The sequence below is a fragment of the Streptomyces gilvosporeus genome (assembly GCF_002082195.1).
GTDB classification, from domain to species: Bacteria; Actinomycetota; Actinomycetes; order Streptomycetales; family Streptomycetaceae; genus Streptomyces; species Streptomyces gilvosporeus.
The window spans coordinates 5,791,383-5,817,216 of record NZ_CP020569.1; the positions used below are offsets into that span (position 1 = coordinate 5,791,383).

Annotated in this window: 18 protein-coding genes; 10 read left to right on the forward strand and 8 right to left on the reverse strand. The window is 73.0% G+C overall.

The annotated features are described in order from the left end of the window. Positions 1-71 precede the first annotated feature (71 nt). Entirely contained in the window at positions 72-3,356 is a 3,285-nt protein-coding gene (locus tag B1H19_RS25985) for a tetratricopeptide repeat protein (protein WP_083107167.1), read from the reverse strand. Between the two features lie 264 nt (positions 3,357-3,620). Between B1H19_RS25985 and B1H19_RS25990 the strand changes: the two genes are divergently transcribed. The 4 genes from B1H19_RS25990 to B1H19_RS26005 all read left to right on the forward strand — a co-directional run bounded on the left by B1H19_RS25990 (position 3,621) and on the right by B1H19_RS26005 (position 8,719). Beyond that, the gene (locus B1H19_RS25990; RefSeq protein WP_083107168.1) at positions 3,621-5,699 is read left to right on the forward strand and encodes a thioredoxin domain-containing protein; all 2,079 of its coding nucleotides are present in this window, start codon (positions 3,621-3,623) and stop codon (positions 5,697-5,699) included. A gap of 107 nt (positions 5,700-5,806) precedes the next feature. Continuing rightward, a complete protein-coding gene (locus tag B1H19_RS25995; RefSeq protein ID WP_083107169.1) occupies positions 5,807-6,811 on the forward strand; it encodes an MDR family NADP-dependent oxidoreductase in 1,005 nt (334 codons plus the stop codon). A 74-nt stretch (positions 6,812-6,885) separates the two neighbouring features. Beyond that, positions 6,886-8,226 (forward strand): amidase, encoded by a 1,341-nt coding sequence (locus B1H19_RS26000; protein WP_083107170.1) that lies wholly within the window; start codon positions 6,886-6,888, stop codon positions 8,224-8,226. Beyond that, positions 8,213-8,719 carry a MerR family transcriptional regulator gene (locus B1H19_RS26005; protein ID WP_083107171.1) on the forward strand — a complete coding sequence of 169 codons (507 nt, stop codon included), beginning with the start codon at positions 8,213-8,215 and terminating at the stop codon, positions 8,717-8,719. Before B1H19_RS26000 ends, B1H19_RS26005 begins: the two co-directional genes overlap by 14 nt. Before the next feature lie 74 nt (positions 8,720-8,793). On the opposite strand, the gene B1H19_RS26010 is transcribed toward B1H19_RS26005, so the two are convergent. The 3 genes from B1H19_RS26010 to trhA all read right to left on the reverse strand — a co-directional run bounded on the left by B1H19_RS26010 (position 8,794) and on the right by trhA (position 12,078). After that, on the reverse strand, positions 8,794-9,426 hold the full coding sequence (locus tag B1H19_RS26010) for a TetR/AcrR family transcriptional regulator (protein ID WP_107426146.1): 633 nt from the start codon (positions 9,424-9,426) through the stop codon (positions 8,794-8,796). 5 nt (positions 9,427-9,431) lie between these two features. Further along, on the reverse strand, positions 9,432-11,150 hold the full coding sequence (locus tag B1H19_RS26015; protein WP_083109885.1) for a DHA2 family efflux MFS transporter permease subunit: 1,719 nt from the start codon (positions 11,148-11,150) through the stop codon (positions 9,432-9,434). A 202-nt stretch (positions 11,151-11,352) separates the two neighbouring features. Further along, entirely contained in the window at positions 11,353-12,078 is a 726-nt protein-coding gene (gene trhA / locus B1H19_RS26020; protein ID WP_083107173.1) for a PAQR family membrane homeostasis protein TrhA, read from the reverse strand. Positions 12,079-12,347: 269 nt separating this feature from the next. On the opposite strand from trhA, the gene B1H19_RS26025 reads away from it, so the two are divergent. Then, entirely contained in the window at positions 12,348-14,216 is a 1,869-nt protein-coding gene (locus B1H19_RS26025) for a phosphoenolpyruvate carboxykinase (GTP) (RefSeq protein WP_418361474.1), read from the forward strand. Positions 14,217-14,285: 69 nt separating this feature from the next. Here B1H19_RS26025 and B1H19_RS26030 read toward each other — a convergent pair whose 3' ends face one another. Both B1H19_RS26030 and B1H19_RS26035 read right to left on the reverse strand, forming a co-directional pair. Beyond that, the gene (locus tag B1H19_RS26030; protein WP_083107174.1) at positions 14,286-14,723 is read right to left on the reverse strand and encodes an SCO4983 family protein; all 438 of its coding nucleotides are present in this window, start codon (positions 14,721-14,723) and stop codon (positions 14,286-14,288) included. A 138-nt stretch (positions 14,724-14,861) separates the two neighbouring features. Beyond that, positions 14,862-16,073 (reverse strand): pyridoxal phosphate-dependent aminotransferase, encoded by a 1,212-nt coding sequence (locus tag B1H19_RS26035; RefSeq protein ID WP_083107175.1) that lies wholly within the window; start codon positions 16,071-16,073, stop codon positions 14,862-14,864. A gap of 169 nt (positions 16,074-16,242) precedes the next feature. Between B1H19_RS26035 and B1H19_RS26040 the strand changes: the two genes are divergently transcribed. Then, positions 16,243-18,765, forward strand: a complete 2,523-nt coding sequence (locus B1H19_RS26040) for a P-loop NTPase fold protein (RefSeq protein WP_203237229.1) — start codon at positions 16,243-16,245, stop codon at positions 18,763-18,765. Here the strand turns inward: B1H19_RS26040 and B1H19_RS26045 are convergent. Continuing rightward, positions 18,762-20,372: an N-acyl-D-amino-acid deacylase family protein gene (locus B1H19_RS26045; RefSeq protein WP_083107176.1), complete on the reverse strand. Its 1,611-nt coding sequence runs from the start codon at positions 20,370-20,372 to the stop codon at positions 18,762-18,764. The two genes, B1H19_RS26040 and B1H19_RS26045, sit on opposite strands and share 4 nt — an antisense overlap. Before the next feature lie 91 nt (positions 20,373-20,463). Then, entirely contained in the window at positions 20,464-21,753 is a 1,290-nt protein-coding gene (locus B1H19_RS26050; protein ID WP_083107177.1) for an amino acid deaminase, read from the reverse strand. 264 nt (positions 21,754-22,017) lie between these two features. Between B1H19_RS26050 and B1H19_RS26055 the strand changes: the two genes are divergently transcribed. The 4 genes from B1H19_RS26055 to B1H19_RS26070 all read left to right on the forward strand — a co-directional run bounded on the left by B1H19_RS26055 (position 22,018) and on the right by B1H19_RS26070 (position 25,799). Next, positions 22,018-23,007: a sugar kinase gene (locus B1H19_RS26055; protein ID WP_107426444.1), complete on the forward strand. Its 990-nt coding sequence runs from the start codon at positions 22,018-22,020 to the stop codon at positions 23,005-23,007. Between the two features lie 99 nt (positions 23,008-23,106). Then, positions 23,107-23,871, forward strand: coding sequence for an IclR family transcriptional regulator (locus tag B1H19_RS26060; RefSeq protein WP_083107178.1), 765 nt, complete (start codon positions 23,107-23,109; stop codon positions 23,869-23,871). Next, positions 23,868-24,278, forward strand: a complete 411-nt coding sequence (locus B1H19_RS26065) for a RidA family protein (protein WP_083107179.1) — start codon at positions 23,868-23,870, stop codon at positions 24,276-24,278. The genes B1H19_RS26060 and B1H19_RS26065 overlap by 4 nt, the downstream gene beginning before the upstream one ends. A gap of 24 nt (positions 24,279-24,302) precedes the next feature. Beyond that, positions 24,303-25,799, forward strand: a complete 1,497-nt coding sequence (locus B1H19_RS26070) for a GntP family permease (protein ID WP_083107180.1) — start codon at positions 24,303-24,305, stop codon at positions 25,797-25,799. The last annotated feature ends 35 nt before the right edge of the window (positions 25,800-25,834 follow it).

The window sequence follows — 25,834 nt, forward strand, 5'->3', positions numbered from 1 at the left end:
CGGCTCGCTGATCCGAGTGGTCAGCGAGCCGTTCCGGCGCGCTCGCACGGTGCCGCACGCCGCCCGCGGTGTCAGTCCGCGGCGGCCGGCGCGACGGCTATGCCCATGACCTCGCGCGCATGCCGGCTGGGCAGCATGCCGAGCCGCCACGCCTGCCATCCCGTTTCCGGCTCCACCCCGCGCTCCAGCAGCAGCGCGTACGCCTCGGCGCACTCCGTCAGCTTGGCGTCGCGCCAGGCATGCGTCTGCTGTACGAGCTGCGCCAGCTCCTCCTGCGCCACGGCCGTGCCCACCACCGAGCCGCCCGGCGAGGCGAACGGCAGCAGCGTGCAGTGCAGGAAACGGGCCCAGTCCTCGCCGCGCCGGTCGCCGTATCCGGCGAAGATCCCCGCCGCCTCGTCGGCCAGGTCCAGTGCCTGCGCAACCCGGCCGTTGCCCGCGTCGATGATCACCAGCTCCAGGCACGACCACGCCTCGCCGTGCGGCACCGCGATGCCCCGGAAGTCCTTGCGGGCGTCGTGCAGCAGCTGCCGGGCGAAGCCGCTGTTGCGCAGCGAGCCGGTCTGCGCGGCCCGCAGGTCCCGCGTCACCCGGCCCGAGTGGTGCCGGGCGCAGGCCAGGCCGTAGGCGTCCTGCATCCGGCTGAACATCGTCCGGGAACGCTCCAGCTGGCGCAGCGCCGCGTCCTGTTCGCCGAGTTCTTCCAGGGCCTGGCCCAGGTAGTACATCGTCCATGCCTCGCCACGGGCGTCCTCGTGCCGCTGGTGCAGCGTGAGCGCCTGGCGCAGCCGGTCCGCGGCCGGGCCCGGGTCGCCGGCCACCAGCCGGGCGCGCGCCAGCTGCGTCATCGCCCACGCCTCACCGCGCTCGTCCTGCGTCCGCCCGTAGAGCGTCATCGCGGCGCCCAGCGCCTCCTCCGCCTGTGGTACCTCGCCCCTGCGCAGATACACCTGGCCCAGCTGGAAGTGCGCCCATGCCTGGCCGTGCACGCTCTCGCTCGCCTCGTGCAGCTCCAGGGCCTCGTGGAGCATCGTCAGCGCCTCGGCGAGGCGCGCCCGGTCCCGCTCCACCGCCGCCAGGGCGTGCAGCGTCCAGGCCCGGTCGCCGTCCAGGTCCGGGCCGGACTGCATGGCGAGGGCCTCGCGCAGCTTGGCCGCGGCCTCGGTCAGATTGCCCTGCTGCTGGAGGGTGATGCCCAGATCGCGCAGCGCGCGGGCGGCGCCCGCCGGATGCTGGGCCTCGAAGTACAGGTCCACCACGGACGACAGCGTGGTACGGGCCTTGTCCAGCTCGCCCAGCTGGCGGGCGGCGATACCCGTACGCCACTGCACCGAGCGCATCAGCAGGCCCTGGCCGACCGCCCGGGTCAGCTCGTTCAGCTCGCCGAGGCGGTAGAGGTCGCCGCGCAGCAGGCAGTAGTCGGCGAGCGCGCCCAGCAGATGCGAGACCGTCGCCTGGTCGACGTCCTGGTCGGCGTGCGCCAGCGCGGAGGTGATGAAGCTGGACTCGTCGTCCAGCCATTGCAGGGCCGCGTCCAGCGAGGTGAAGCCGTGTGAGCCGAAGCGGTCGGCGCGGGTGGAGGTGCGGCCGTCGACCAGCCGGATGACGGAGTCGGCCAGCTCCGCATAGCCGCGGATCAGCCGTTCCTGGGCCGCCGTGCGCTCCTGTGGGGCCTCCTCCGCCGTCAGCCGTGCGGAGGCGAAGCGGTGCACCAGGGTGTGCAGGCGGTAGCGCTTGCCCCGTACGTGCTCGATCAGGCCGGTCTCGGCCAGTGCCGTCAACTGCCGTTCGGCTTCGGCGTTCTCCACTCCGAGCAGGGCGGCCGCGGCGGCCGCGCCCAGGGACGCCCTCCCCACCAGCGCCAGCCGGCGCAGCAGCCGCCGGGCCTGTTCGGGCTGGTCGGCGTAGCGCAGGGACAGGGCCCGCTCCACCGGGGTCGCCGAGGCGTACGAGGCCAGCTCCGCGGCCAGTGCGGAGGGGGTGCGCGCGCCGAGCGAGGAGCCCGCCACCCGCAGTGCCAGCGGCAGGCCGGCGCACTGCTCCACGATCTGCTCGATCGCCTGCGCGTCGTACGGCTCCGCTTCCTTGGCCGGCTCGTCGGCCGCGGCCGACGCCCGCAGCAGCTCCTCCGTGGCCGCCGCGTCCAGGGCTTCCACCGGCAGCTGATGCACCCGCGCCTCGAGGTCGCCGGGCAGCTCCATCGGCGCACGGGAGGTGACCAGCACCAGGCTGTCGGAACGGTCCGGCACCAGGGTGCGCACCTGCTCCGGGTCCGAGGCGTCGTCCAGCAGGACCGTCACCGGCAGGCCCGCCACATGCTGGTGATACAGCTCGGTGAGCCGTTTGACGTGCTGGTCGGGGGCGGTCCGCTCGCGGAACAGCAGCTGTTCGCGGGGCGCGCCGAGCCGGTTGAGCAGATGCAGCAGGGCGTTACGGGTCGGCAGCGGTGTCTCGTCGGGGGTGTCCCCGCGCAGGTCGACCACGCATGCGCCGCGGAACTGATCGCGCAGCTGGTGGGCCGCTCGCACCGCCAGCGCCGTACGCCCCGAGCCCGGCTCGCCGTGCAGGACCACCACCGTCGGTTTGGTCTCCGTGCTCGCCCGGCCCGCATGCACCCACTGCGCGATCTGCGCCAGCTCCGTCCGACGGCCCGCGAACGGGCCGTCGGGGCGGGGGAGTTGGGAGAAGGAGTGCTCCAGTACGGACCGCTGCCGGGCCGCCGCGCTCCGGTCCCCGCCGCGCAGCTGCGGCCCCCGGGAGCCCTTTGCCGTGCCCTTTGTGGACGTGGCGCCGCTGCGGGCCGCCGCCAGCATCCGCTGCTGGTCCAGGAACGGCCGGATGCCGCCGACCTCCAGCGCCGTGAGCCACTGGAGGCGCAGCTGCTCCGGGGCGCCGGACCGGCCCCGATCGCCGGTCTGCTCGTGTGCCGCCGGCCGATCGCCCGCGGTCAGCTTCACCACCGTGGCGACGGCCCCCGCCACCGCTGCGGCGGCCCCGGTGCCGAGCGCCGCGCCCGCGTCCGCGCCGTACGCCAGGTCCGCCCCGAAGGCGGCCAGCGCCGCCACGGCCGTCACCGTCGCCGGAGTGCCCAGGTGCTTGCGCGACAGCCGCTCGGCCAGCGGTCGCCGGGCGGCCCCCGCCGCGTCCAGCGCCCGCAGATAGGCGGTGTACTCCTCCTGCGCGGCGGCGGCGATCTCGTCCAGCGCGGCGCGCGCCCTGGCGAGCAGCGCGCCTCCGTCGAGCCGCCCGCCCGAGCGCCGTACCTCTTCCTCCACGGTCCGTGCCAACAGCTCGTCCGCCTCCGCACGGTGTCCGTCCCGCAGCACGGCCCGTGAGCCCGTCGTGGAGCCCGTCATGCGAATCCCCCTCCAGCAGGTGCAGCAGTTGCAGCAGTAGTCAGTTGCTCAGTAGTTGTCGTTTCGCCAGTTGTGCCAGGTGCATTCATTGCAGTGATGGTTCGGATGGGCCGGATGTGGCCCTGGCGGTGATCGTCGCCGTACGCACAGTGTTCCGCCTCCGCGCGAATTCCGTCAGGTCTGTGGATAACCGGCCTGTGGACAAAGTCCGGACAACCGCCTGCGCTCCCCGCGCTCCGCGTCGCGGTGGGAGAGGATGGCCCCATGCCGAACCGCCTGGCCCATGAGACTTCCCCGTATCTGCTCCAGCACGCCGACAACCCGGTCGACTGGTGGCCCTGGTCGCCCGCCGCGTTCGAGGAAGCCAGAAGGCGCGGCGTGCCGGTGCTGCTCAGCGTCGGCTACAGCTCCTGCCACTGGTGCCATGTGATGGCCCACGAGAGCTTCGAGGACCCGGACACCGCCGCCCTGCTCAACGACCACTTCGTGGCCGTCAAGGTCGACCGTGAGGAGCGGCCGGACGTCGACGCGGTCTATATGGAGGCCGTGCAGGCCGCGACGGGCCAGGGCGGCTGGCCGATGACGGTCTTCTTGACCCCCGATGCCGCGCCGTTCTATTTCGGCACCTACTTCCCGCCCGAGCCGCGGCACGGCATGCCGTCCTTCGGGCAGGTCCTGGAGGGCGTCCGCAGCGCCTGGGCCGACCGCCGCGACGAGGTCGGCGAGGTCGCCGGCCGGATCGTCGACGATCTGGCCGGCCGTTCGCTGACCGCGGCGCTGCCCGCCGACCACCGCCCGCCGGGCCCGGAGGAGCTGCACACCGCCCTGATGGGCCTGACCCGCGAATTCGACGCGGTGCACGGCGGATTCGGCGGCGCGCCCAAATTCCCGCCGGCCATGGTGCTGGAGTTCCTGCTGTGCCATCACGCCCGTACGGGCTCGGCCGCGGCGCTGGAGATGGTGCAGGCGACGTGTACGGCGATGGCCCGCGGCGGGATCTACGACCAGCTGGGCGGCGGCTTCGCCCGGTACGCGGTCGACGCCACCTGGACCGTGCCGCACTTCGAGAAGATGCTCTACGACAACGCGCTGCTGTGCCGGCTGTACGCGCACCTGTGGCGCACCACCGCCCGTGGTGGAGCCGCCGACGAGCTCAGCGACCTGGCCCGCCGGGTCGCCCTGGAGACCGCCGACTTCATGGTCCGCGAACTGCGCACCGAACAGGGCGGTTTCGCCTCCGCGCTGGACGCGGACAGCGACGACGGGAGCGGCTCGGGCCGGCACGTCGAGGGCGCCTACTACGTATGGACGCCGGATCGGCTGCGCGACGTCCTGGGCGAGAAGGACGCGGAATTCGCCGCCGCCCACTTCGGGGTGACCGAGGAAGGCACCTTCGAGGAGGGGGCCTCGGTGCTCCAGCTGCCGGATGCGGCCGACGGGCGGTCGGACGCGGAGCGGGTGGCGTCCGTCCGGCAGCGGCTGCTGGCGGCGCGGGCGCAGCGGCCCCGGCCCGGCCGGGACGACAAGGTCGTCGCCTCCTGGAACGGCCTGGCGATCGCCGCGCTCGCCGAGACCGGCGCCTATTTCGACCGCCCCGATCTGATCCAGGCCGCCACCGACGCCGCCGACCTCCTGGTCCGTGTCCACATGGACTGGCAGGCCCGGCTGCACCGCACCTCCCGCGACGGCGTCGCCGGTGCCAACTCCGGCGTCCTGGAGGACTACGCCAATGTCGCCGAGGGCTTCCTGGCGCTGGCCTCGGTCACCGGGGAGGGCGTCTGGGTGGAGTTCGCCGGCTTCTTCCTGGACACCGTCCTGGTCCAGTTCACCGCCGAGGACGGCGCGCTCTACGACACCGCCGCCGACGCCGAAACGCTCATCCGCCGCCCCCAGGACCCCACCGACAGCGCCTCCCCGTCCGGCTGGACCGCCGCCGCCGGGGCCCTGCTCTCGTATGCGGCGCTGACCGGCAGCGCGCTCCACCGGGACGCCGCCGAGGCGGCCCTGGGCATCGTCACCGCGCTCGGGGGCCGCGCGCCGCGGTTCATCGGCTGGGGCCTGGCGGTCGGCGAGGCGGCGCTGGCCGGGCCCCGCGAGGTCGCGGTCGTCGGCCCCGCGGACGATCCCGCCACCGCCGCGCTGCACCGTGCGGCCCTGCTCGGCACGGCCCCCGGCACGGTGGTCGCGCTGGGCGCCCCCGGGTCGGACGATGCGGAGGAGCTCCCGCTGCTGAAGGACCGGCCCCTGGTCGACGGCCGCCCGGCGGCGTATGTCTGCCGCCACTTCACCTGCGAGCGGCCGACGACGGACCCGGAGGAGCTCGCGGAGCGGCTACGGGGGTGAGGGCCGGCCGCCCGGGGCGTGTCTGTCTTGGCCCCGCCTCCGCCCCAAGTCCCGAGCCCGGCGTCCGGTTTGACCTTGACGTGCGCGTCACGTTCTAGCCTCCGGCCATGACGAACCGCACCTACCGAGAAGTCCACCTGGCCGCCCGCCCCAAGGGGCCGGTCACCGACGACCTCTTCACCATCGTGGAGGTACCGCTGCCCGAACCGGGGCCCGGCCAGGTGCTCGTACGTACCACCCATATGGGCGTCGCCGCCGTGATGCGCACCCTGATGGACGAGACCAGCGCCGTGCCGATGCCGTCGTACGAGATCGGGGCGCCGCTGCACGGGGCCGCGGTCGGCGAGGTGGTGGCCGCCCCCGGCAGCGATCTGCGCCCCGGGGACCTGGTGGAACACCGCCTCGGCTGGCGCGAGTACGCCCTGCTCGACGCGGCGCAGGTGCAGCGCCTGGACCCGGACCTGCTGCCCGATCCCGCCGCCTACCTCTCCCAGGGGCCCACCGCCCTGATGGGCGTCGCCCGGGGCGCCGAAGTGCGCCCCGGGGACACGGTGTTCGTCACCGGGGCGGCGGGCGGGGTGGGCTCCCTGGCGGGGCAGATCGCCCGGCAGTTCGGCGCCGCCCGGGTCATCGGGAGCACCGGCTCGCAGCAGAAGGCCGACCGGCTGGTCGAGGAGTTCGGCTACGACGCCGCGGTGATCCGCGGCGCCGGCCCGATCGGGGAACAACTGCGCCGGGCCGCCCCGGAGGGCATCGACGCGGTCTTCGACAACGTCGGCGGCGAACAGCTCCAGGCCGCCCTCGCGCTGGCCAACAGGGGCGCCCGGGTGGCGATCGTGGGCGCGCTGGCCAGCCAGCTCTCCGACGGCGGCCCGGCCCTGACGCCGGTCGACACCCTCTCGCTGCTCGCCCACAGCGTCACGCTGCGCGGCGTCGCCCTCTACGACCACCTGGATCTGGTCCCGGAGTGGAACCGGCGGTTCGCCGAGGGGCTGCGCGACGGCTCCCTGACCTTCCCGCACTCCCGGCTGCACGGCATCGAGCAGGCGCCGCGGGCGCTGCGCGAGCTGACCGAGGGGCGCCATCTGGGCGCCGTGATCGTGGAGTTGTGAGCCGCCGCGGGTGAGCGGGGCGGCGGCGGGCCTTTGCCGCGGGAGTGTCAGTGGGCGGTTGTAGCCTGCGAAGCGTGGAGACCTTGCTGAGGTACCGATCCCTGGTGGCGGAAGCCGCGGCGCTGCGGTCCGGCGCGGACGACCCCGTCGCTGCCGCGGCGCGCACCTGCGACCGTATCGATGCCGTCGACGGGCGGCTGCGGGCCTTCGTCCCCGAACCGCAGCGGCGTACACGGCTGTTGGCGGCGGCGCGGCAGTTGGCCGACGGCGGCTCGCCGGCGCCCGCCGACCGGCCGTCGCTGTACGGCATAACGGTCGGCGTGAAGGACATCGTGCACGTCGACGGCCTGCCGACGCGGGCGGGGTCCGCGTTGCCGCCCGAGGCGCTGGCCGGCCCGCAGGCCGCCGTCGTGGACCGGCTGCTCGCCGCCGGGGCGCTGATGGCCGGCAAGACCGTCACCGCCGAGTTCGCCGTCACGGCGCCCGGCCCGACCCGCAACCCTCACAACCCGGCGCATACGCCCGGGGGTTCGAGCAGTGGCTCGGCCGCCGCGGTCGCGGCCGGGATGGTGCCGCTGGCCATCGGGACGCAGACCGTCGGCTCGATGATCCGCCCCGCCGCGTACTGCGGGATCGTCGGCTTCAAACCGACCTATGGACGGATTCCGGCCGGCGGGGTGATCCCCAACGCCGCGGGCTTCGACACCCTCGGGTGCTATGCGGCCGATGCGGCGGGTGTGACGCTTGCCGCCTCGGTGCTGTGCGACGGCTGGCGCGACGACGCGGGGGGCGAGGAGTCCGCGGCGCGGCGCCCGGTGCTCGGCATACCGGTGGGGCCGTATCTGGAGCGCGCCGACGCGGAGGCCCTGCGCGCCTTCCGGGAGCACACGGAGCGTTTACGGGCGGCCGGTTACGTCGTCCGCGAGGTGCCGGTGATGGGCGACTTCGAGGAGATCGTCGAGCAGCTCTTCACCATGAACCGCTACGAGGTCGCCCGCGCCCACGCCGAGTGGTTCCCCCGGTTCGGGGACCGCTACCGGGAACAGACCGTGGCGGCCATCCGTCAGGGGCACACGATCGGGGACGCCGCGTACGAGGCGGCCCGCGACCGTCGGGCCGCCTTCGGCGAACGGCTCGCGCGGGACGCCGCCGCGGCCGGAATCGACCTGTGGACGGCCCCCTCGGCCACCGGCCCCGCGCCCGCCGGGCTCGGCAGTACCGGATCGTCGGTCATGTGCCTGCCGTGGAGCAACGCCGGACTGCCCTCGCTCAGCCTGCCGGCGGGCCGCGCCGAGGGCGGGCTGCCGCTGGGGCTCCAGGTCGTCGGCGCACGGGGCGCGGACGAGGCCCTGCTGCGGGCGGCCGCGGGGCTGGAGCGGGCGCTGGCCGGGGAGGACGCCCATGCGGATCGGTGAGGCCGCGGCCGCCGCCGGGCTGACGCCGCGGACGGTGCGCTATTACGAGCAGCAGGGGCTGCTGACGGCCCGTAGGACGGCGTCGGGGCACCGGGAGTACGACGCGGAGGACGTCCGCAGGCTGAAGGCCGTCCGCGAGCTGCGGGATGCGGGCCTGACGGTCGGGGACGTCCGGGCGTTCGCGCACCTCCTGGCCACGATGCCGGCCGACGGGGTGCCGGAGGTGATACCCAAGCACCCCGGTGCGGCCCGCTGCGCGGTCGCGGAAACGGTCGCCCGGCGCCGGCTCGCCGACCTCGATGCCCGCATAGCGAGGCTGTCGCAGCTACGGGGGCGGCTCGCGGCCCGGCTGGGGGAGCCCGCGCCGGCGCCGGAGGACACCGCACCGGCCGCCTCGGCGCGGGCCGGCGCGGACAGCGGCCCGATCTTCTGGCTGGACTCCGCACGGGCCCCGGAGCCCGGGACCGCGGCCGCGGACGCCACCCCGCCGTAACCGGACGACGCACCGGACGGACGACGCCCGGCGCAGCGTTCAGAGGGTCAGAGAGGTCAGGCGGTTCGGACGGTTCAGAGGGTGAGTCCGCGGGCCAGGACATCCATCGTGCGGTTGACCAGCGCCGCCAGATCGGCCTGCGGTCCCGCGTCGACCCAGTGCAGCATGGCCTCCTGAAGAGCCGCCAGAACGGCCGCGCTGATGACCCGTACCTCCAGGTCGTCGGCCGGACGGCCGCAGCGTTCGGCGAGCACGGCGGCGATCATCTCGGCGTCCCGGGCGGTGTTCTCCGCCGTACGGCCCCGGATGGCGGGCACCTCGCGCACCAGCCGCATGCGCTGGACGAGTTCGGCGCGCTCCGCCTCCGCGATGGCCCCGAGGGCCGCCACGGTGACCTGCCGCAGCGACTCGACGAGGGGCTCGTCCGCCGGGCGGGCCCGCAGCCCCGCCTCCAGGACGGCGTCGTACTCGTCGGTCAGCACGATGTCCTCCTTGGTGGGGAAGTAGCGGAACACCGTGCTGGGCGAGACCTCCGCGGCCTCGGCGATCTGGTCGATGGGGGTCGCGTCGTACCCCTGCTCCTGGAACAGCCGGTAGGCGGCCCGGCGGATCGCCTGCCGGGTCTGCATCTTCTTGCGTTCCCGCAGGCCGGGCCGGGGCGTCCCCGGAGATGTCGCGGCTGAAGCGGAGGTACGTGCGGTGACCATGGCCCTCATTCTCGGGCATGCGATGTTCCGGTGGCCATGGTCGTGCCGGTACGGGGGTGGCCCATGGTGCCCGGGTGGTCTGCGGTATCCGCTTGGCGCCCGCGCCCGGAACGCGCGCCGGGCGTACGGCTGCGACTACGGCGCCCGCGGCCGGAACGTCCGCCCGTCGTACCGCTACGGCGCCCGGGCCCCGAAGACCCGCCGTTCCCGCTCCCGCCCCGGGGATCGGGCAGGAACACCGCCGTCAACACCCCCGCCACCAGGGCCGCGCCCCCGCACACCACCAGGGCCAGCGCCATCCCGTGCAGATACGCGCGGTCCGCGGAGGCGGCCAGCCGGTGGACGCCGAGCCGTTCGGCCACCAGGTGGGCGGCGACGACCGAGTCCCCGGCGGCGTCGGCGGCGCGGGGAGGCAGCCCGGCGGTGTCGATGCGGTCGCCGTACGCCCCCGCGAGCAGGCTGCCGAGCACCGCCACCCCGAGCGCCCCGCCGATCTGCCGCACCGTCATCAGCAGCCCCGATCCGTTCCCGGCCCGGTCGGCGGGCAGCGCTCCCAGCGCCGCATCCATCGCCGGGACCATGGCGAACCCGAAGCCGACGCCGGCGAGGGACAGCCACCGGGCGGTGGCGCCGTAGCCGTCGTGCACATCGGTGGTGGCGCCGAGGAAGGCGGCGCAGGCCAGCACGGCCAGCCCGCCGGTGACGACCGGGCGCGGCCCGAACCGCGCGGCGAGCGCCCCGCTGCCCTTGGCGGCGAGCAGCAGCCCGCCCATCATCGGCAGCATCCGCAGCCCGGTGCCGAAGGCGTCGTACCCCAGGACGGCCTGGAGGTACTGCGGCAGCAGGAACATCAGGCCCGACAGCACGAGCGTGCCGAGCGCCGCGGCGACGGTGTTCCACAGGAACCCGCGCGACCGCAGCAGTCGCAGATCGAGCATCGGCCGCGCCTGGCCGCGGCCGCGCAGCACCAGAGCGGCGATCAGGACGACGGACGCCGCCAGCGAGGTCAGGACCAGCGAATCGCGCCAGCCGCGCGCCGGGCCCTCGATGATGCCGAGGATCAGGGCGCCCAGGCCGGTGACGGTGAGCAGCGCCGAGCGGACGTCGACCGGCGGCGCGGCCGGATCCGAAGTCTCCGGCAGCAGGAAGACGCAGGCGGCGATGCCGATCAGCACCAGCGGGACGTTGACGAGGAACACCGAGCCCCACCAGAAGTGGTCCAGCAGCCAGCCGCCGACCAGGGGGCCGAGCGGCAGCCCGAGTGCCGAGGCGGCGGAGACGGCGCCGACGGCGGTGGAGCGTTCGCCGGGCCCGAAGAGGGAGGGCAGGACGGACATCGCCAGTGGCATGATCAGCGCGGCGCCGGTCCCCATCACCGCGCGGGCGCCGATGACGAGCGGGGCGCTGTCGGCGAGGGTGCCGAGCAGGGAGCCGGCGAGGAAGATGCCGAGGCCGCAGAGGAGCATCCGGCGGCGGCCGAACCTGTCGCCGAGGAGCCCGGCCGGGAGCATCAGACCGGCGAAGACGACGGCGTAGGCGTCGGCGATCCACTGCTGCCGGCCGGTTCCGGCGCCCAGTTGGGCGGCCAGGGTCGGCAGGGCGACGTTCAGGATCGTGGTGTCGAAGCCGAGGACGAGCAGGGCGGTGACGAGCGCGCCCAGCGCCCACCAGCGGCGGGGATCGGGCGGCGGCGCGGTGGTCGACGGACCGGTCGGCGAGGTCATGGCACACCCCTTGACGTAGGGAACCCGGGAGTCGGCGCCGCGCATGCGGAAGCGAGCGCAGCAGCGCGAGAGCACGACATGAGAGTTGAAGTCAAATGAAAGTAACTCTCAAAAGGTGCCCACTGTCAATCCGCGCCCCCGGCGACGGCAGCAAAAAGGCCGCGACCCCGAGGGGTCGCGGCCGACTGCCCGGCTGCCGGGCTCAGGCGTGCGTGTACGCCACCAGGGAGATCCCGACGTAGTGCACGACGAACGCCGCCAGCGTGAACGAGTGGAAGACCTCGTGGAAGCCGAACCAACGCGGCGAGGGGTTGGGGCGCTTGATGCCGTAGATCACGCCGCCCGCGCTGTAGAGAAGGCCGCCGACGACGACCAGCACCAGCACCGCGATTCCGCCCGTGCGCAGGAAATCCGGGAGGAAGAAGACCGCGGCCCAGCCCATGGCGATATAGCAGGGCGTGTAGAGCCAGCGGGGGGCGCCGACCCAGAAGGCGCGGAAGGCGATACCGGCCAGGGCGGCCGCCCAGACCGCCCACAGGAGCACCTGGCCGCGGGTGCCCGGTACGAGCAGCATGGTGAGTGGCGTATAGGTGCCGGCGATGATCAGGAAGATGTTGGCGTGATCGAGGCGGCGCAGGATGCCGTCGGTGCGGGGGCTCCAGTTGCCGCGGTGGTACAGCGCGCTGATCCCGAACAGCAGGCATGCGGTCAGCGTGTAGATCGCGCAGGCCAGGCGGCCGCGGGGACTGTCGGCGAGCGCGGTGAGCAGCACGCCGGAGAGCAGCACGGCGGGAAACATTCCGGCGTGCAGCCAGCCGCGGAGTCGGGGCTTGAGCGGGGCAGCGACGGGGGTGACAGCGGAGACCGCGCCGGCCGCGGAGGGCGCGGGGGGAGCGGGGCTCTCGGCTGCGTCGGACGCGGAAGTCATGGGCGTCATGCTACCTACGCGACCGTAGGTTACCCCTCTGTCGAGAAGTGGTGACGGTCACGAAGGTGCCCTCTGGACAGATCTGTGCGAGGGTCGGATGATCAAATGAGTGCGGTCGGCACCGGATGAGCGGTCACGAAGCATCCGGGTCGCGGCCCCCAAGGGGCAGACAACAAAAGAGAACCCCAACACGGCGGATTCTCCCGGCATACCGGCGCAACCCGGCAGACGGGGCGAGGATCCGACCCCACCCTCATCTAGGAGCGATCGTGGCGCGCGACAACGCGGCTCCCTCCCCCCAGCACTCCGACCTGCCTCACGGAGGAGGGGACCCCCTCCCGACCCGTCACCAGGACCTGATCTCCTGGGTCGACGAGATCGCAGCGCTCACCCAGCCCGACCGGGTCGTCTGGTGTGACGGCTCGGAGGCGGAGTACGAGCGGCTGTGCGAAGAGCTCGTCGACAAGGGCACGTTCAAGAAGCTCGACCCGATCAAGCGCCCCAACTCGTACTACGCCGCCTCCGACCCCACGGACGTGGCCCGGGTCGAGGACCGCACCTTCATCTGCTCCCGCAGGGAGGAGGACGCCGGGCCGACCAACCACTGGAAGGCCCCGGCGGAGATGCGGAAGATCTTCACCGGCGTGAACGGGGAGGGCGGCATCTTCCGCGGTGCGATGAAGGGCCGGACGATGTACGTCGTCCCGTTCTGCATGGGACCGCTGGGCTCCGACCTCTCCGCCATCGGCGTGGAGATCACCGACTCCGCCTATGTCGCGGTCTCGATGCGCACCATGACCCGCATGGGACAGCCCGTCCTGGACGAGCTCGGCGAGGACGGCTTCTTCGTCAAGGCCGTTCACACCCTCGGCGCCCCGCTGGCCCCGGGCGAGGCCGACGTCCCGTGGCCGTGCAACTCCACCAAGTACATCTCGCACTTCCCCGAGGACCGCGAGATCTGGTCCTACGGCTCCGGCTACGGCGGCAACGCCCTGCTCGGCAAGAAGTGCTACGCGCTGCGCATCGCCTCCGTCATGGCGCGGGACGAGGGCTGGCTCGCCGAGCACATGCTGATCCTCAAGCTGACGCCGCCGAGCGGTGAGTCCAAGTACGTCGCCGCCGCGTTCCCGTCCGCCTGCGGCAAGACCAACCTGGCCATGCTGGAGCCGACCGTTCCCGGCTGGACCGTGGAGACCATCGGTGACGACATCGCCTGGATGCGCTTCGGCGAGGACGGCCGGCTCTACGCGATCAACCCCGAGGCCGGTTTCTTCGGCGTCGCGCCCGGCACCGGTGAGCACACCAACGCCAACGCCATGAAGACCCTGTGGGGCAACTCGGTCTTCACCAATGTCGCGCTGACCGACGACGGCGATGTGTGGTGGGAGGGCATGACGGAGGAGACTCCGGCCCACCTCACGGACTGGAAGGGCAACGACTGGACCCCCGAGGCGGGCGTGCCGGCCGCGCACCCCAACGCCCGCTTCACCGTCCCGGCCGCCCAGTGCCCCACCATCGCGCCCGAGTGGGAGGACCCCAGGGGTGTGCCGATCTCGGCGATCCTCTTCGGCGGCCGCCGCGCCAGCGCCGTACCGCTGGTGACGGAGTCCCTCGACTGGAACCACGGTGTCTTCCTCGGTGCGAACGTGGCGTCCGAGAAGACCGCCGCGGCCGAGGGCAAGGTCGGCGAACTGCGCCGCGACCCGTTCGCCATGCTGCCGTTCTGCGGCTACAACATGGGCGACTACATGGGGCACTGGATCAAGGTCGGCCAGGACAAGGACCCGGCCAAGCTGCCGAAGATCTACTACGTCAACTGGTTCCGCAAGGACGCCAAGGGCCGCTTCGTGTGGCCGGGCTTCGGCGAGAACAGCCGGGTGCTCAAGTGGATCGTGGAGCGGCTGGAGGGCAAGGCCGAGGGCGTCGAGACGGCCATCGGCGTGCTGCCCGCGAAGGGCGCGCTGGACACCGAGGGTCTCGATCTCGACGACGCGGACCTGGACTTCCTGCTCACCGTCGACAAGGACGTCTGGCGTGAGGAGGCGGCGCTGATCCCCGAGCACCTCAACACCTTCGGTGACCACACGCCGAAGGAGCTGTGGGACCAGTACCGGGCGCTGGTGCAGCGCCTGGGCTGACGGCCGGCCTGCCCGAACGACCGTCCGGGGCCTCGCATCCAGCGCATCGGGGTGCGGGGCCCCGGACGTTCACGCCGTGGCCAGATCTCCCACGCCCGCGGCCGCCTCGTGTGCCGTCATCCGCTCGGCCGCCAGCGCCATCACCGCGGTGTCGTGCCGGCTGGTGGCCACCGCCAGGGCGTTTGCGGCGAGGGTGTGCGCACGCTGCCGCAGGGCCGGTATCCGGGACGGGTCGCCGCCGTCGCTGGGCTCGGCGCGCAGCGGATAGTGACCGCTCAGCCGCGCCACCTGGGCGGCGATGCGGTCGGCGGCGTCGGCCAGTGCGGGGCCGTTCAGGCCGTGGCGGTCGTCGGGGGCCGCCAGTGCGCGGAGCTCATCGGTGACGGTGAGCAGCGCGGTGAGCTGTCCGGCGAGCCGGTTGTCCAGCTCCTCCTCGCGGGTGCGGTGCGGAAGCTCCGGGGCGGCGGCCATGGTGTGGACCGACTTGGTGCGGATCGGTTCGTACATGGGATGGCCTCCTGGCAACGTCAGGAGACCATCCTACATTGGACTCTGTCTAAAGTTGAGTGCCGTACAGAAAGCGTCTTCCCCGGTGCTGTCCGTAGCCGTCCATGCCGGCCGAGTCGTCAGTGCCGGCCGCAGCCGTCAGTGCTGTCCGTAGCCGTCGAGGAAAGTGCCGATCCGGGTGACCGCATCCGTCAGATCGTCCGCGCTGGGCAGGGTGACCAGGCGGAAGTGGTCGGGCTCCGGCCAGTTGAAGCCGGTGCCGTGCACGATCATGATCTTCTCGGCGCGCAGCAGGTCCAGCACCATCCGCCGGTCGTCCTTGATCTTGTAGACCTTGGGGTCGAGCCGCGGGAAGGCGTAGAGCGCGCCCCTCGGCTTGACGCAGCTGACGCCCGGGATCTGCGTGAGCAGCTCGTAGGCGGTGTCGCGCTGCTCGCGCAGCCGACCGCCGGGCAGCACCAGTTCGTTGATCGACTGCCGTCCGCCGAGCGCGGTGGCGACGGCGTGCTGGGCCGGCATATTGGCGCACAGCCGCATATTGGCCAGGATCGTCAGGCCCTCGATGTACGAGGAGGCGTGCGCCTTGGGCCCGCAGACCGCCATCCAGCCGCTGCGGTAGCCCGCGACGCGGTACGACTTGGACAGCCCGTTGAAGGTCAGCGTCAGCAGATCGGGCGCGAGCGAGGCGAACGGGGTGTGGGTGGCGTCCTCGTAGAGGATCTTGTCGTAGATCTCGTCGGCGCAGACGATCAGGTTGTGGCGGCGGGCGATCTCGGCGATTCCGCGCAGCAGTTCGTCGTCGTACACCGCGCCCGTGGGGTTGTTGGGGTTGATGACGACGATGGCCTTGGTGCGGTCGGTGACCTTGCGCTCGATATCGGCCAGATCGGGCATCCAGTCGGCCTGCTCGTCGCAGCGGTAGTGCACGGCCGTACCGCCGGAGAGGGAGACCGAGGCCGTCCACAGCGGGTAGTCCGGGGCCGGTACGAGGACCTCGTCGCCGTCGTCCAGCAGTGCCTGCATCGACATCTGGATCAGCTCGGAGACGCCGTTGCCCAGATAGATGTCGTCGACCGACAGCTCGATGCCCTTGGTCTGGTAGTGCTGCATCACCGCGCGGCGGGCGGAGAGCAGCCCCTTGGCGTCGCCGTAGCCGTGCGCCGTGCCGACCGAACGGAGGATGTCCTCAAGGATCTCGGGCGGGCACTCGAAGCCGAACGCCGCCGGATTGCCCGTGTTGAGCTTGAGGATGCGGTGACCCGCCGCCTCCAGCCGCATGGCCTCCTCCAGCACCGGGCCACGGATTTCGTAGCAGACGCCTGCGAGCTTGGTTGACTGGATCACCTGCATGTCCGCCACTTTACGGCCGCGTATCGGCGGCCGCCGGGTGTTTTTGCCCACCCTGGACAGCGGATGGCGTGGGGTTGCTCACGTGGTGTGACGCCAGGGGGTGCTGGGCCGGCCGCAGATTTCGTCGGTCCCCGGCGGGCGGCGGGCGGCGGCGCTACGCTCCGGCGGCATGGCCACTTCCTTATCCGCGCCGCCGCCGGACGCCACCGCACCACCCGCCCGCGGCCCGTTCGCGCTGCTCAACGACGAGCCGGTGGCCGAGCCCGGGGCGGACCTGCTCGGCACCGGCCGGGCCGCCCGGCAGCTCGCCGGACTGCTGGTCGCCTCGCGTGACTCCACGCCCTTCACCCTCGCCGTCGACGCCGGATGGGGCATGGGCAAAAGCAGTCTGATGCGCCTGGTCGACGCGGAGCTGAGCGGCCACCCCGAGGTGCACACGGTCTGGTACAACGCCTGGACGTCAACCGGCGCCGATGCGCTCGAAGGTCTGATCAAGTCCGTCCTGATGCGCTTGGACCGACGGGTGCTGCGGCGCGGCGTGCAGCGGGTCACCGAGCGGCGCGCGTTGATCCGGGCCGTACGGGCCGTCACCACCGTCGCCGCGGGGCCGCTCGGCGTGGCCGGACTGGTCGACGAGCTGTGGCGGAGCCTGTCGGTCAACTCCCAGGCCCGTAACGCGATGGGCGCCGCCATCGGCGACCTCGTACGGGAATGGTCCGAGACCGCGGCATTCCGGCCGCGTCGCCTCCTTGTGGTCTTCATCGACGATCTGGACCGCTGCTCGGAGGAGACCGTGCTCGCGGTCTGCGAGGCCCTGAAGGTGTATCTGGACGTACCGGGCCTGGCGTTCGTCGTCGGCTGCGACCGATCGGCGCTGGGGCCGAGCGGGCTGCTGCGGGACCTGTCGCCGGCCGCGTCGGCGTTCATGGAGAAGATCTTCCAGACCAGCTACCGGGTTCCGGCCGCCGACACCCAGGGCGTCAAGGACTACATCCGCTGGTGCGCCCGGACCGCCGGCGTCGCACCGCTCCTCGACGATGCGCTGGTGGACCTGCTGGCGCAGCGCTCGGACCGCAATCCACGCCGGATCAAACGCCTGGTCAACGGCTTCGTCCTGGAGGCCACGCTCAACCCCGTCTGGCGCGACTTCGGGCCGGGCGCAGTCATCCGCACCCTCCTGCTCCAGTACTTCTATCCCGACTTCTACCGCATGATGACCGGCCCGTCCGGCACGGTGGACGGCGATGTGGTGGCCGAATTCCGGACGTACCGGGAGGTGCGGCGGACCTTGCTGGCACCCGCGGGCGCGGCGCCGTCCGCCGAGGAGCTGGCGACCGTACGGGACTTCCTGGCGCCGTACGACATGCCGGTGCCCGAGCCGCTCGGCGCGTCCGGCGCGGCGATCCTGGCCACGCTGGAACGCCAACTACCCAGCGAGTTCCCGGACTTGGTGGTGAACCCGGCCTTCACCTCGCTGATCGACGAGCTGACCGCCCGGCCGGACGCGGACCGGCTGCTGGTGCGGCTGCGCGAGGGCCCGCCGAACTCCGGTGGGGCGTCGTCGCAGCTGTCGCGGGAGTGGGAACCGTTGTGGCAGGTGCTGGAGGGAACCCGCCCGGACGGTTCCGGGCCGCCGCTGGCGTGGTCGGTGGCGGAGCCGCCCTGGGGATACGGGCAGGCTGCGGGGCCGGAGCCGGTCCCGCAGCAGCAGATGTCCCTGCCGCAGCAGCCGGCCCCGGCCGGGCAGGCGCCCTGGCCGGCCCCGCAGCAGCAGGCGACGTACCCGGCGCCGGCTCCTTACCCGGTGCCGGGCCCACACCTGGCGCCGTCCTTCGACGTCCTGTGGGTCGACGACCAGCCGGAGCGCAAGGCCGTGGTGCGGGAGGTGCTGGAAAGCCTCGGCGTGCAGGTGGTGAGGCAGGTGCCCGACAGTGAGGCGGCACTGGCGGCCGTACGACTCCGTACGCCCGACCTGATCATCTCGGACATCAGCCGGGGGCGGCGGCATGCCGAGGGCTTCGCCATGGTCGAGCGGCTCCAGGACGACGGCCGGTACGACGGCCCGGTCGTCTTCTTCACCATCCGCCGCTCCGCCGGGCGAGAGGAACGCGCCGCCACGCTGGGCGCCTCGCTCACCAACAACGCGCAGGAACTGCGCGAGCTGGTGCTGGCCGCCGGCCGGGAGCGGATGGCCGACCCGGCCGCGACGGCCAACACGGCGGCGGTGGCCGTCGCCGCCATGAACGCGGCGCGCCCCCGGGCGCGTGTTCAGGAACAGCAGGGCGCGGGGCCGGACCTGCGCGGACTGGTCGTCCTGTGGCTGGACGACCACGTGGACAACCTGTTCTGGCCGGTTGCGGAGCTGCGCCGGGAGCGGGCAACCGTCCATCTGGCCAACACCGAGCAGGAGGCCCTCGACGTGCTGGCCGCGCACCAGGTGGACCTGCTGGTCTCCGATATCACCCGCAACGGGGACGTCGAGGCCGGATTCACCTTCGCCAAGAAACTGCGGGACGAGGAACGCTACCTCGGGGCGCTGGGCTTCCTCACCTCCGAGGTCACCCACGGCCGCAAGGAACGGGCACGGGAGGTCGGAGCGCTCGGGGTGACCCTCGACCCGGGCACGGTGCGGCGGTGGGCCGAGAAGATGGCGCGGGGGCGACGGCAGGGGGCCGACCGCCCGGCCGACTAGGCGGCCCGCCGTACCGACCGGCCCGCCAGCACGTCCGTGCGGCGGCCGTCCTCGATGACGAAGCGGCCGTCGATCAGGACGTACGGGATGCCGGTCGGCAGGGTGCGGGGGGCCTCGTAGGTGGCTCCGGCGGCGACCGTGGCCGGGTCGAAGAGGACCAGGTCGGCGCGGTAGCCCTCGCGGACCAGGCCGCGGTCGGGCAGGCGCAGCCGGGCGGCGGGGCGGGCGGTGAGATGGGCGACGCAGTCCTCCAGGGACAGGACGCCCAGGTCGCGGACGTAGTGGCCGAGGTAGTGCGGGAAGGTGCCGTAGGCGCGGGGGTGGGGTTTGGCGCCCTGGAGGATGCCGTCGCTGCCGCCCGTGTGGACGCGGTGCCGCATCAGGTGCCGCACGTTCTCCTCATGGCCGACGTGGTGGAGGATCGTGGCGCCCAGGCGGTCGTCGAGGAGCAGTCGGCGGGCCGTCGTCCAGGGCTCCTCGCCGCGGGCGGCGGCGCTGTCGGCGAGGGTGCGGCCGACGTGGTGCGCCAGGGCCGGGTCCGCGACGCCGGAGATCTCGACGGTGTCCCATGCGACCGGCACGCCGTGGCAGCCGTCGGAGCCCTGCGCCTCCAGGACGTGCCGGATGCGCGCGGCCGTCGCGTCGTCCGCCAGGCGGGCCAGCGTCGCCCCGGGGCCGCCCTCGCTCGCCCAGCTGGGCAGCAGCGCCACGAGCGTGGTGCAGCCGGCGGTGTAGGGGTAGCTGTCGAAGGTGAGGTCGGCGCCGGCGTCGAGGGCGGCGTCCAGGAGGGCCGCCAGCTCGGGGGCGCGGCCCTTGTTGACGCCGAAGTTCACGGTGGCGTGGGCGAGATGGAGGGCGCAGCCGGCCTCGCGGGTGAGGGCGATCATCTCCTCGTACGCCGCCAGCGCGCCCGCCCCGTAGGAGCGGTGGTGGGGGCAGTAGTAGCCGCCGTAGCGGGCCACCACCCGGCACAGTTCGGTCAGTTCGGCATCGGACGCGTACATGCCGGGCGTGTATGTCAGGCCGGAGGACAGGCCGACGGCGCCCTGTTCCAGCCCCTGGGCGACCAGGCGCTTCATCCGGGCCAGCTCGTCGGGGGTGGCGTCGCGGTCCTCCCACCCCAGGGCGAGCATCCGCACGGTGCCCTGGGGGACGAGACAGGCGGCGTTGACGGCGATGCCCTGGCCGTCGAAGCCGTGGTCGAGGCGGTCGAGGTATTCGCCGACCGTGCGCCAGCCGACGTCGGCTTCCGCCGTTCCGTTCCAGCCGGCGATCTGGGTGCGGACCTCGGCCAGGGTGCGGTCGTCGACCGGCGCGTACGACAGGCCGTCCTGGCCGAGGACTTCGAGGGTGACGCCCTGGGCGGCCTTCGCCTCGTGCGCCGGGTCGCGCAGCAGGGCGAGGTCGCTGTGGGCGTGCATATCGATGAAGCCGGGGGAGAGGGCCAGCCCGTCCGCGTCCAGCATGCGGGCGGCGGACGGGCGCGGAGTGCCGTCCGCCTCCCGCACGATCCCGGCGATCCGGCCGCCGGCCAGCGCGACATCCGCGCGGTAGGACGGCCCGCCGGACCCGTCGATGACGCGGACGTCGCGGAGCACGGAGTCCATGGCGGCCTTTCTCGCGGCTACGGAAGGCGGTGGGCGGAACGTGCGGCAGGCACGTGCGGCCGGTGGCACGTGCGACCGGCGGAACCCGCGGCTAGAAGAACGTGCGGATGTAGTCGACGACCGTGCCGTCCGCCTCGACCAGCGGGATCAGCTGCCACTTCTCGAACGTCGTGCACGGGTGGGACAGGCCCAGGCCGACCCAGTCGCCGACCTCCACATCGCCGGCGTGCTCGGTGGCCAGCCAGGCGTGCTGGTCGGACAGGCCCGTCACCGTCACCCCCTCCGCGCGCCGCTCGCTGCCGTCCCGGCCGGACCGGACGACCTGGGCCTGCGGCAGATCGAGGTCGTAGGCCGCATCCCGCTTGCCCGCGTTGAGGAACGCCTGCTGCGGGCTGGGCCGCGAGACCACCTGCGCCCAGAGACGGAAGGCGGGGTGCAACGCGCCCTCGTCCGGGACGCGGTTGAAGGGGGTGATGCGGCGGTAGTGGCCGTTGTCGTGCGAGACATACGCGCCCGAGCGCAGCAGCTTGAGGACCGGCGCGGACAGCTCCGGGATCTCCTCGAAGACCTCGGCGACGGTGTCGAACCAGGCGCTGCCGCCCGCGCTGACGATGATCTGGTCGAGGTCGGCGAACCGGCCCGCCTTGTCGAACTCCACGGCCAGCGCGACCAGCCGGCGCAGCCAGGCGGCCACCCGCTCATAGCTCGACTCGGGCACCTCGGCCTCGTAACCGGCCACGCCGACCAGGCGCAGGGTGTCCACGCCCGCGATGGCATCGGCCAGTTCGAGGCATTCGGCCTCGGTGCGCACGCCGGTACGGGCACCCTCGCCCGCCCCCAGCTCGATGACCACGTCCACCGGGCGGGTGGCTCCGGCCTGCCGCAGCGCGATGTCCATCAGCTCGATGCCGCGCAGCGAGTCGACGTAGCAGACGAAGCGGAAGTCGGGGTCGGCGGCCAGTTCGGCGGCGAGCCAGCGCAGCGCGGCGGCGTCCACCAGCTGATTGGCCAGGAAGATCCGCTGGATGCCGTAACGGCGGTAGACGCGCGCCTGGTGAGGGACGGCGGCGGTGATGCCCCAGGCGCCGTGCTCCAGTTGGCGGGCGAAGAGCTGCGGGGCCATGCAGGTCTTGCCGTGCGGGGCGAAGGAGAGATGGTGCCGCTCGGCGTAGGTCTCCATCAGCGCGAGGTTGTGCTCCAGCGACTCGGCGGACAGCGCCAGGACCGGGGTGGTGAACCCGCCGGTGAACAGATTGCGGCGCTCGGCGGCCAGTTCGCCGACGGTGCGGCCCTCGGCCTCCGGGGGGAGCGCCTTGAAGCGGTGGTCGACGCGTTCGGCGGCGAGTTCCCGGAGTGCCTGCGTGAGCCGCTCGTCGACCATCTCGTCGGCCATGGGGTTCTCCTCAAGATCGTGCAGCAGTGGCCGTTGCATTCTGACCGGTGCGGGCGGAGCGCTGCCTTCCCTGCGCCGGCTTCTCTGCGCCGCCTTCTTTGCGTTGCGCCCTCTGCAACACCCGTTGCGTGGAGCGCTGATGGCTGTCTAGCATCCGGGCCAACACCGGGTCAATGGCGGCCCGGACGCCGCACGGAAGGAGCGCCACCGCTCGTGACCAGGCCCCCGGACGTCGTCTGTCTCGGCGAGTCCATGGTCACCTTCCTGCCCACCGCACCGGGGCGGCTCGCCGACGTCCCCGCCTTCGCACGCGCCATCGGCGGCGCCGAGTCCAATGTGGCGTGCGGGCTCGCCGCCGCCGGGCACCGCACGGCCTGGGTCAGCCGGGTGGGCGCCGACGGATTCGGCGAGCACCTCGTGGCGGCCATCGGCGCCTACGGGGTCGATACCACGGCCGTACGCCACGACCCCGTCCGCCCCACCGGTATCTACTTCCGCACGGCCGGCGACCGCGCCACCGCCGCCCATGAAGTCGCCTACTACCGGGCCGGATCCGCCGCCTCCGCGATGACCACGGCCAACCTGGACCTGGCGGCGATCCGGTCCGGCCGGATCCTGCACCTGTCCGGGATCACCGCCGCGCTCTCCGCCGGCTGCCGCGGCCTGGTGCGGGCCCTGGTCGCACCGTCGCCGGGCCGCCCCCTGGTCTCCTTCGACGTCAACCACCGGCCCGGCCTGTGGCGCGGCCCGGCGGGCGGCCCGGTACTGCTCGACCTCGCCCGCGGCGCCGACCTCGTCTTCGTCGGCGAGGACGAGGCCGCCCACGCCTGGGGCCTGACCGGCGGCCCGGACGCCGTCCGCGAGGCCCTGCCCGAGCCCGGCCTGCTCGTCGTCAAGCGGGGATCCGGCGGGGCCGTCGCCTACGACGCGCACGGCGGCCGGTACGCCGAAGCCGCCCCGCGCGTCGAGGTCGCCGCCGCCGTCGGCGCGGGCGACGCCTTCGCCGCCGGGTTCCTCTCCGCCACCCTCCGCGGCCTCCCGCTGCCCGCCCGCCTCCGGCACGGCCATCTGTGGGCCGCCGCCGCCCTCACCGTCCCCGGCGACCTCGCCACCCCTCCGAGCCGCGCCCTCGCCGACCGCCTTGCGGGCCTCGGCGCCGCGCACTGGGGGAGACTGCACCTCGGCCCCGGCTGGACAGAAGACGCCACGGCGGCCGTGGACCAGGAGGTACGGACACCGTGAACGACCGCAGGCAGGTACCCGCGTGAACGAGCGGAGCGAGGGAGCCATGGAGAGGTGCGCGCCTGGCGAAGGCAGGGCCGAGCGCAGCGAGGTATCGGCATGAGCCAGACCGTCGACCGCGCGCTGAGCATCCTGCCCCTGCTCGCCGAGGGGCCCGCCGACCTCGGGCGGGTCGCCGACCGGCTCGGCGTCCACAAGTCCACCGCGCTGCGGCTGCTGCGCACCCTCCACGAACACGGCCTCGTCCACCGCCAGGCCGACCAGCGCTACCGCCTCGGCGCCCGGCTCTTCGCCCTCGCCCAACAGGCCGTCGAAAGCCTCGACATCCGCGAGATCGCCCACCCCCACCTCGTCGCCCTCAACGAACAGTGCGGCCACACCGTCCATCTCGCGGTCCACGAGGAGGACGAGGTCGTCTACATCGACAAGGTCGACAGCCGCTACCCGGTGCGGATGTACTCCCGGATCGGCAAGCCCGTCGCCCTCACCGTCGCCGCGGTCGCCAAGCTGCTCCTGGCCGACCTGCCCGAACCCGAGCGCCGCGCCCTGGCGGAAAGGCTCGACTACCCCCCGTACACGGCTCGTTCGACCCCGCACGCCACGGCGTTCCTCGCCGAACTGGCCGCGGTCCGCGAACAGGGCTGGGCCACCGACCTCGGTGGCCACGAGGAGTCCATCAACTGCGTCGCCGCCCCTGTCCGCGGCACGGACGGGCGGGTCGTCGCCGCCATGTCGGTCTCCGCGCCGAACGTCGTCGTCACCGCCGACGAACTCCTCACCCTCCTCCCGCTGGTACGCCGCACCGCCGACGCCATCAGCCGGGAGTACTCCGGAAAACCCCCGACGGAAGAAGCCCCAGCATGAGCGAGAAGACCGCCCTCACCCCGGCCACCCACACCACCCCGCCCGCCGCGTTCTCCCACGGCGTCAAGAAGGGCAACCTCCTTCAGGTCGCCGGCCAGGTCGGATTCCTGCCCGCCGCCGAGGGCCGGCCCCCCACCCCGGCCGGCCCCACCCTGCGGGAACAGACGCTCCAGACCCTGGCCAACGTCCGGGCGGTCCTCGAAGAGGGCGGCGCGACCTGGGACGACGCGATGATGATCCGCGTCTACCTCACCGATGTCGGCCACTTCGCCGAGATGAACGAGATCTACAACGCCTACTTCGCCGAACAGGGCCTGAAGGAGGCCCCTGCCGCCCGCACGACCGTCTACGTCGGCCTGCCCAAGGGCCTGCTCATCGAGATCGACGCCCTCGCGGTGCTGGGCTGACCCGGCCCGACGACGGAGCCACCCATGGCCCCCGCCCCGCCCCCGCCGCCCCACAGCGGCGGGCTGCTCGCCCTCATACCGGGCACCCCGGGCCTGCTGACGGTCGCCGCCCTCGGCATCGCCCTCCTCCTCGTCCTGATCATCAAGGTCCGGTTGCAGCCCTTCGTGGCGCTGCTCGTCGTCTCCCTCGCCGTCGGCCTGGCCGCGGGGCTCTCCGTCACCGAACTCCTCGGCACGGTCCAGAAATCCGACGCCGTATCGCTGGTCGAGACCGGTATGGGCGGCATCCTCGGCCATATCGCCCTCATCATCGGCCTGGGCACCCTGCTCGGCGCGATCCTGGAAGTCTCCGGCGGCGCCGAGGTCCTGAGCTCCCGTCTGCTGCGCCGCTTCGGCGAGCGGCGGGCGCCCCTGGCCATGGGCCTGACCGGCCTGCTCTTCGGCATCCCGGTCTTCTTCGACGTGGGCATCTTCGTCCTGGCGCCGCTGGTCTACGCGGCCGCCAAACGCAGTGGTGCATCCATCCTGCTGTACTGCATGCCGCTGCTCGCCGGGTTGTCCATGACCCACGCCTTTCTGCCGCCGCATCCCGGACCGGTCGCCGCCGCGGGGCTGTTCAAGGTCGATCTCGGCTGGGTCATCCTGATGGGCGCCGTCTGCGGCCTGCCCGCCGTCCTGGCGGCCTGGGGCTACGCCGCCTGGATCGGCAGGCGGCTCTTCGTCCCCGTACCGCAGGACATGCTGGCGGCCGCCGAGGAGGCCAGGGCCGCGGTCGCCGCCGAACGGGACGCGGACGGCGGCCTGGACGGTGCCGTGGACGGCGCTGTGAACGGCGGCGCGCCCCGTGAGGAGCCGGTCTCCCTCACCACCGTCCTCACCGTCATCGGCACCCCTCTCCTCCTCATCCTCCTGGCGACGTTCTCCTCCATAGCCCTGGCACCCTCCGCGGGCCGCTCGGTCATCGAGTTCGCCGGCCACCCCTTCGTCGCTCTGACGATCGCCCTGCTCCTGGCGTACTACCTGCTGGGCGTGCGCCGCGGCTGGTCGCGTACGTCCCTGGAGGCCGTCTCCACCGCCTCGTTGAAGCCGGTGGGGAACATCCTGCTGGTGGTCGGCGCCGGCGGTGTCTTCGGCGCCGTGCTCAAGGGCAGCGGGGTGGCCACCGCCCTGTCCGGCGCCTTCCAGGGCCTCGGCCTACCGGTCATCGTGCTGGCCTATCTGCTGGCACTGGTGCTGCGGGTGGCCCAGGGCTCGGCGACGGTCGCGATCGTGACGACGGCCGGGATCGTGCTGCCGCTGGTGGAATCCCAGCACCTCTCCCAGCCTTATCTGGCCCTGGTCATCATGGCGATCTCGGCCGGATCGGTCTTCGCCTCGCATGTGAACGACGGCGGGTTCTGGATGGTGGCCAAGTACTTCGGGATCTCGGAGCGGGACACCCTCGCGTCCTGGACGGTGCTGGAATCGGTGCTCTCGCTCGTCGGGTTCGTCGTTGCGGCGCTGGTGAGCCTGGTGGTCTAGGGCCGGCGGTCCAGGGCCTGTCCGAAGGCCTGTCC

What these genes read in the sequence shown, in the direction of transcription:
- B1H19_RS25985 (WP_083107167.1), bottom strand. Translation starts at nt 3,356, where the DNA reads ATGACGGGCTCCACGACGGGCTCACGGGCCGTGCTGCGGGACGGACAC.
- B1H19_RS25990 (WP_083107168.1), top strand. Translation starts at nt 3,621, where the DNA reads ATGCCGAACCGCCTGGCCCATGAGACTTCCCCGTATCTGCTCCAGCAC.
- B1H19_RS25995 (WP_083107169.1), top strand. Translation starts at nt 5,807, where the DNA reads ATGACGAACCGCACCTACCGAGAAGTCCACCTGGCCGCCCGCCCCAAG.
- B1H19_RS26005 (WP_083107171.1), top strand. Translation starts at nt 8,213, where the DNA reads ATGCGGATCGGTGAGGCCGCGGCCGCCGCCGGGCTGACGCCGCGGACG.
- B1H19_RS26010 (WP_107426146.1), bottom strand. Translation starts at nt 9,426, where the DNA reads ATGGTCACCGCACGTACCTCCGCTTCAGCCGCGACATCTCCGGGGACG.
- B1H19_RS26015 (WP_083109885.1), bottom strand. Translation starts at nt 11,150, where the DNA reads ATGACCTCGCCGACCGGTCCGTCGACCACCGCGCCGCCGCCCGATCCC.
- trhA (WP_083107173.1), bottom strand. Translation starts at nt 12,078, where the DNA reads ATGACTTCCGCGTCCGACGCAGCCGAGAGCCCCGCTCCCCCCGCGCCC.
- B1H19_RS26030 (WP_083107174.1), bottom strand. Translation starts at nt 14,723, where the DNA reads ATGTACGAACCGATCCGCACCAAGTCGGTCCACACCATGGCCGCCGCC.
- B1H19_RS26035 (WP_083107175.1), bottom strand. Translation starts at nt 16,073, where the DNA reads ATGCAGGTGATCCAGTCAACCAAGCTCGCAGGCGTCTGCTACGAAATC.
- B1H19_RS26040 (WP_203237229.1), top strand. Translation starts at nt 16,243, where the DNA reads ATGGCCACTTCCTTATCCGCGCCGCCGCCGGACGCCACCGCACCACCC.
- B1H19_RS26045 (WP_083107176.1), bottom strand. Translation starts at nt 20,372, where the DNA reads ATGGACTCCGTGCTCCGCGACGTCCGCGTCATCGACGGGTCCGGCGGG.
- B1H19_RS26050 (WP_083107177.1), bottom strand. Translation starts at nt 21,753, where the DNA reads ATGGTCGACGAGCGGCTCACGCAGGCACTCCGGGAACTCGCCGCCGAA.
- B1H19_RS26055 (WP_107426444.1), top strand. Translation starts at nt 22,018, where the DNA reads ATGGTCACCTTCCTGCCCACCGCACCGGGGCGGCTCGCCGACGTCCCC.
- B1H19_RS26060 (WP_083107178.1), top strand. Translation starts at nt 23,107, where the DNA reads ATGAGCCAGACCGTCGACCGCGCGCTGAGCATCCTGCCCCTGCTCGCC.
- B1H19_RS26065 (WP_083107179.1), top strand. Translation starts at nt 23,868, where the DNA reads ATGAGCGAGAAGACCGCCCTCACCCCGGCCACCCACACCACCCCGCCC.
- B1H19_RS26070 (WP_083107180.1), top strand. Translation starts at nt 24,303, where the DNA reads ATGGCCCCCGCCCCGCCCCCGCCGCCCCACAGCGGCGGGCTGCTCGCC.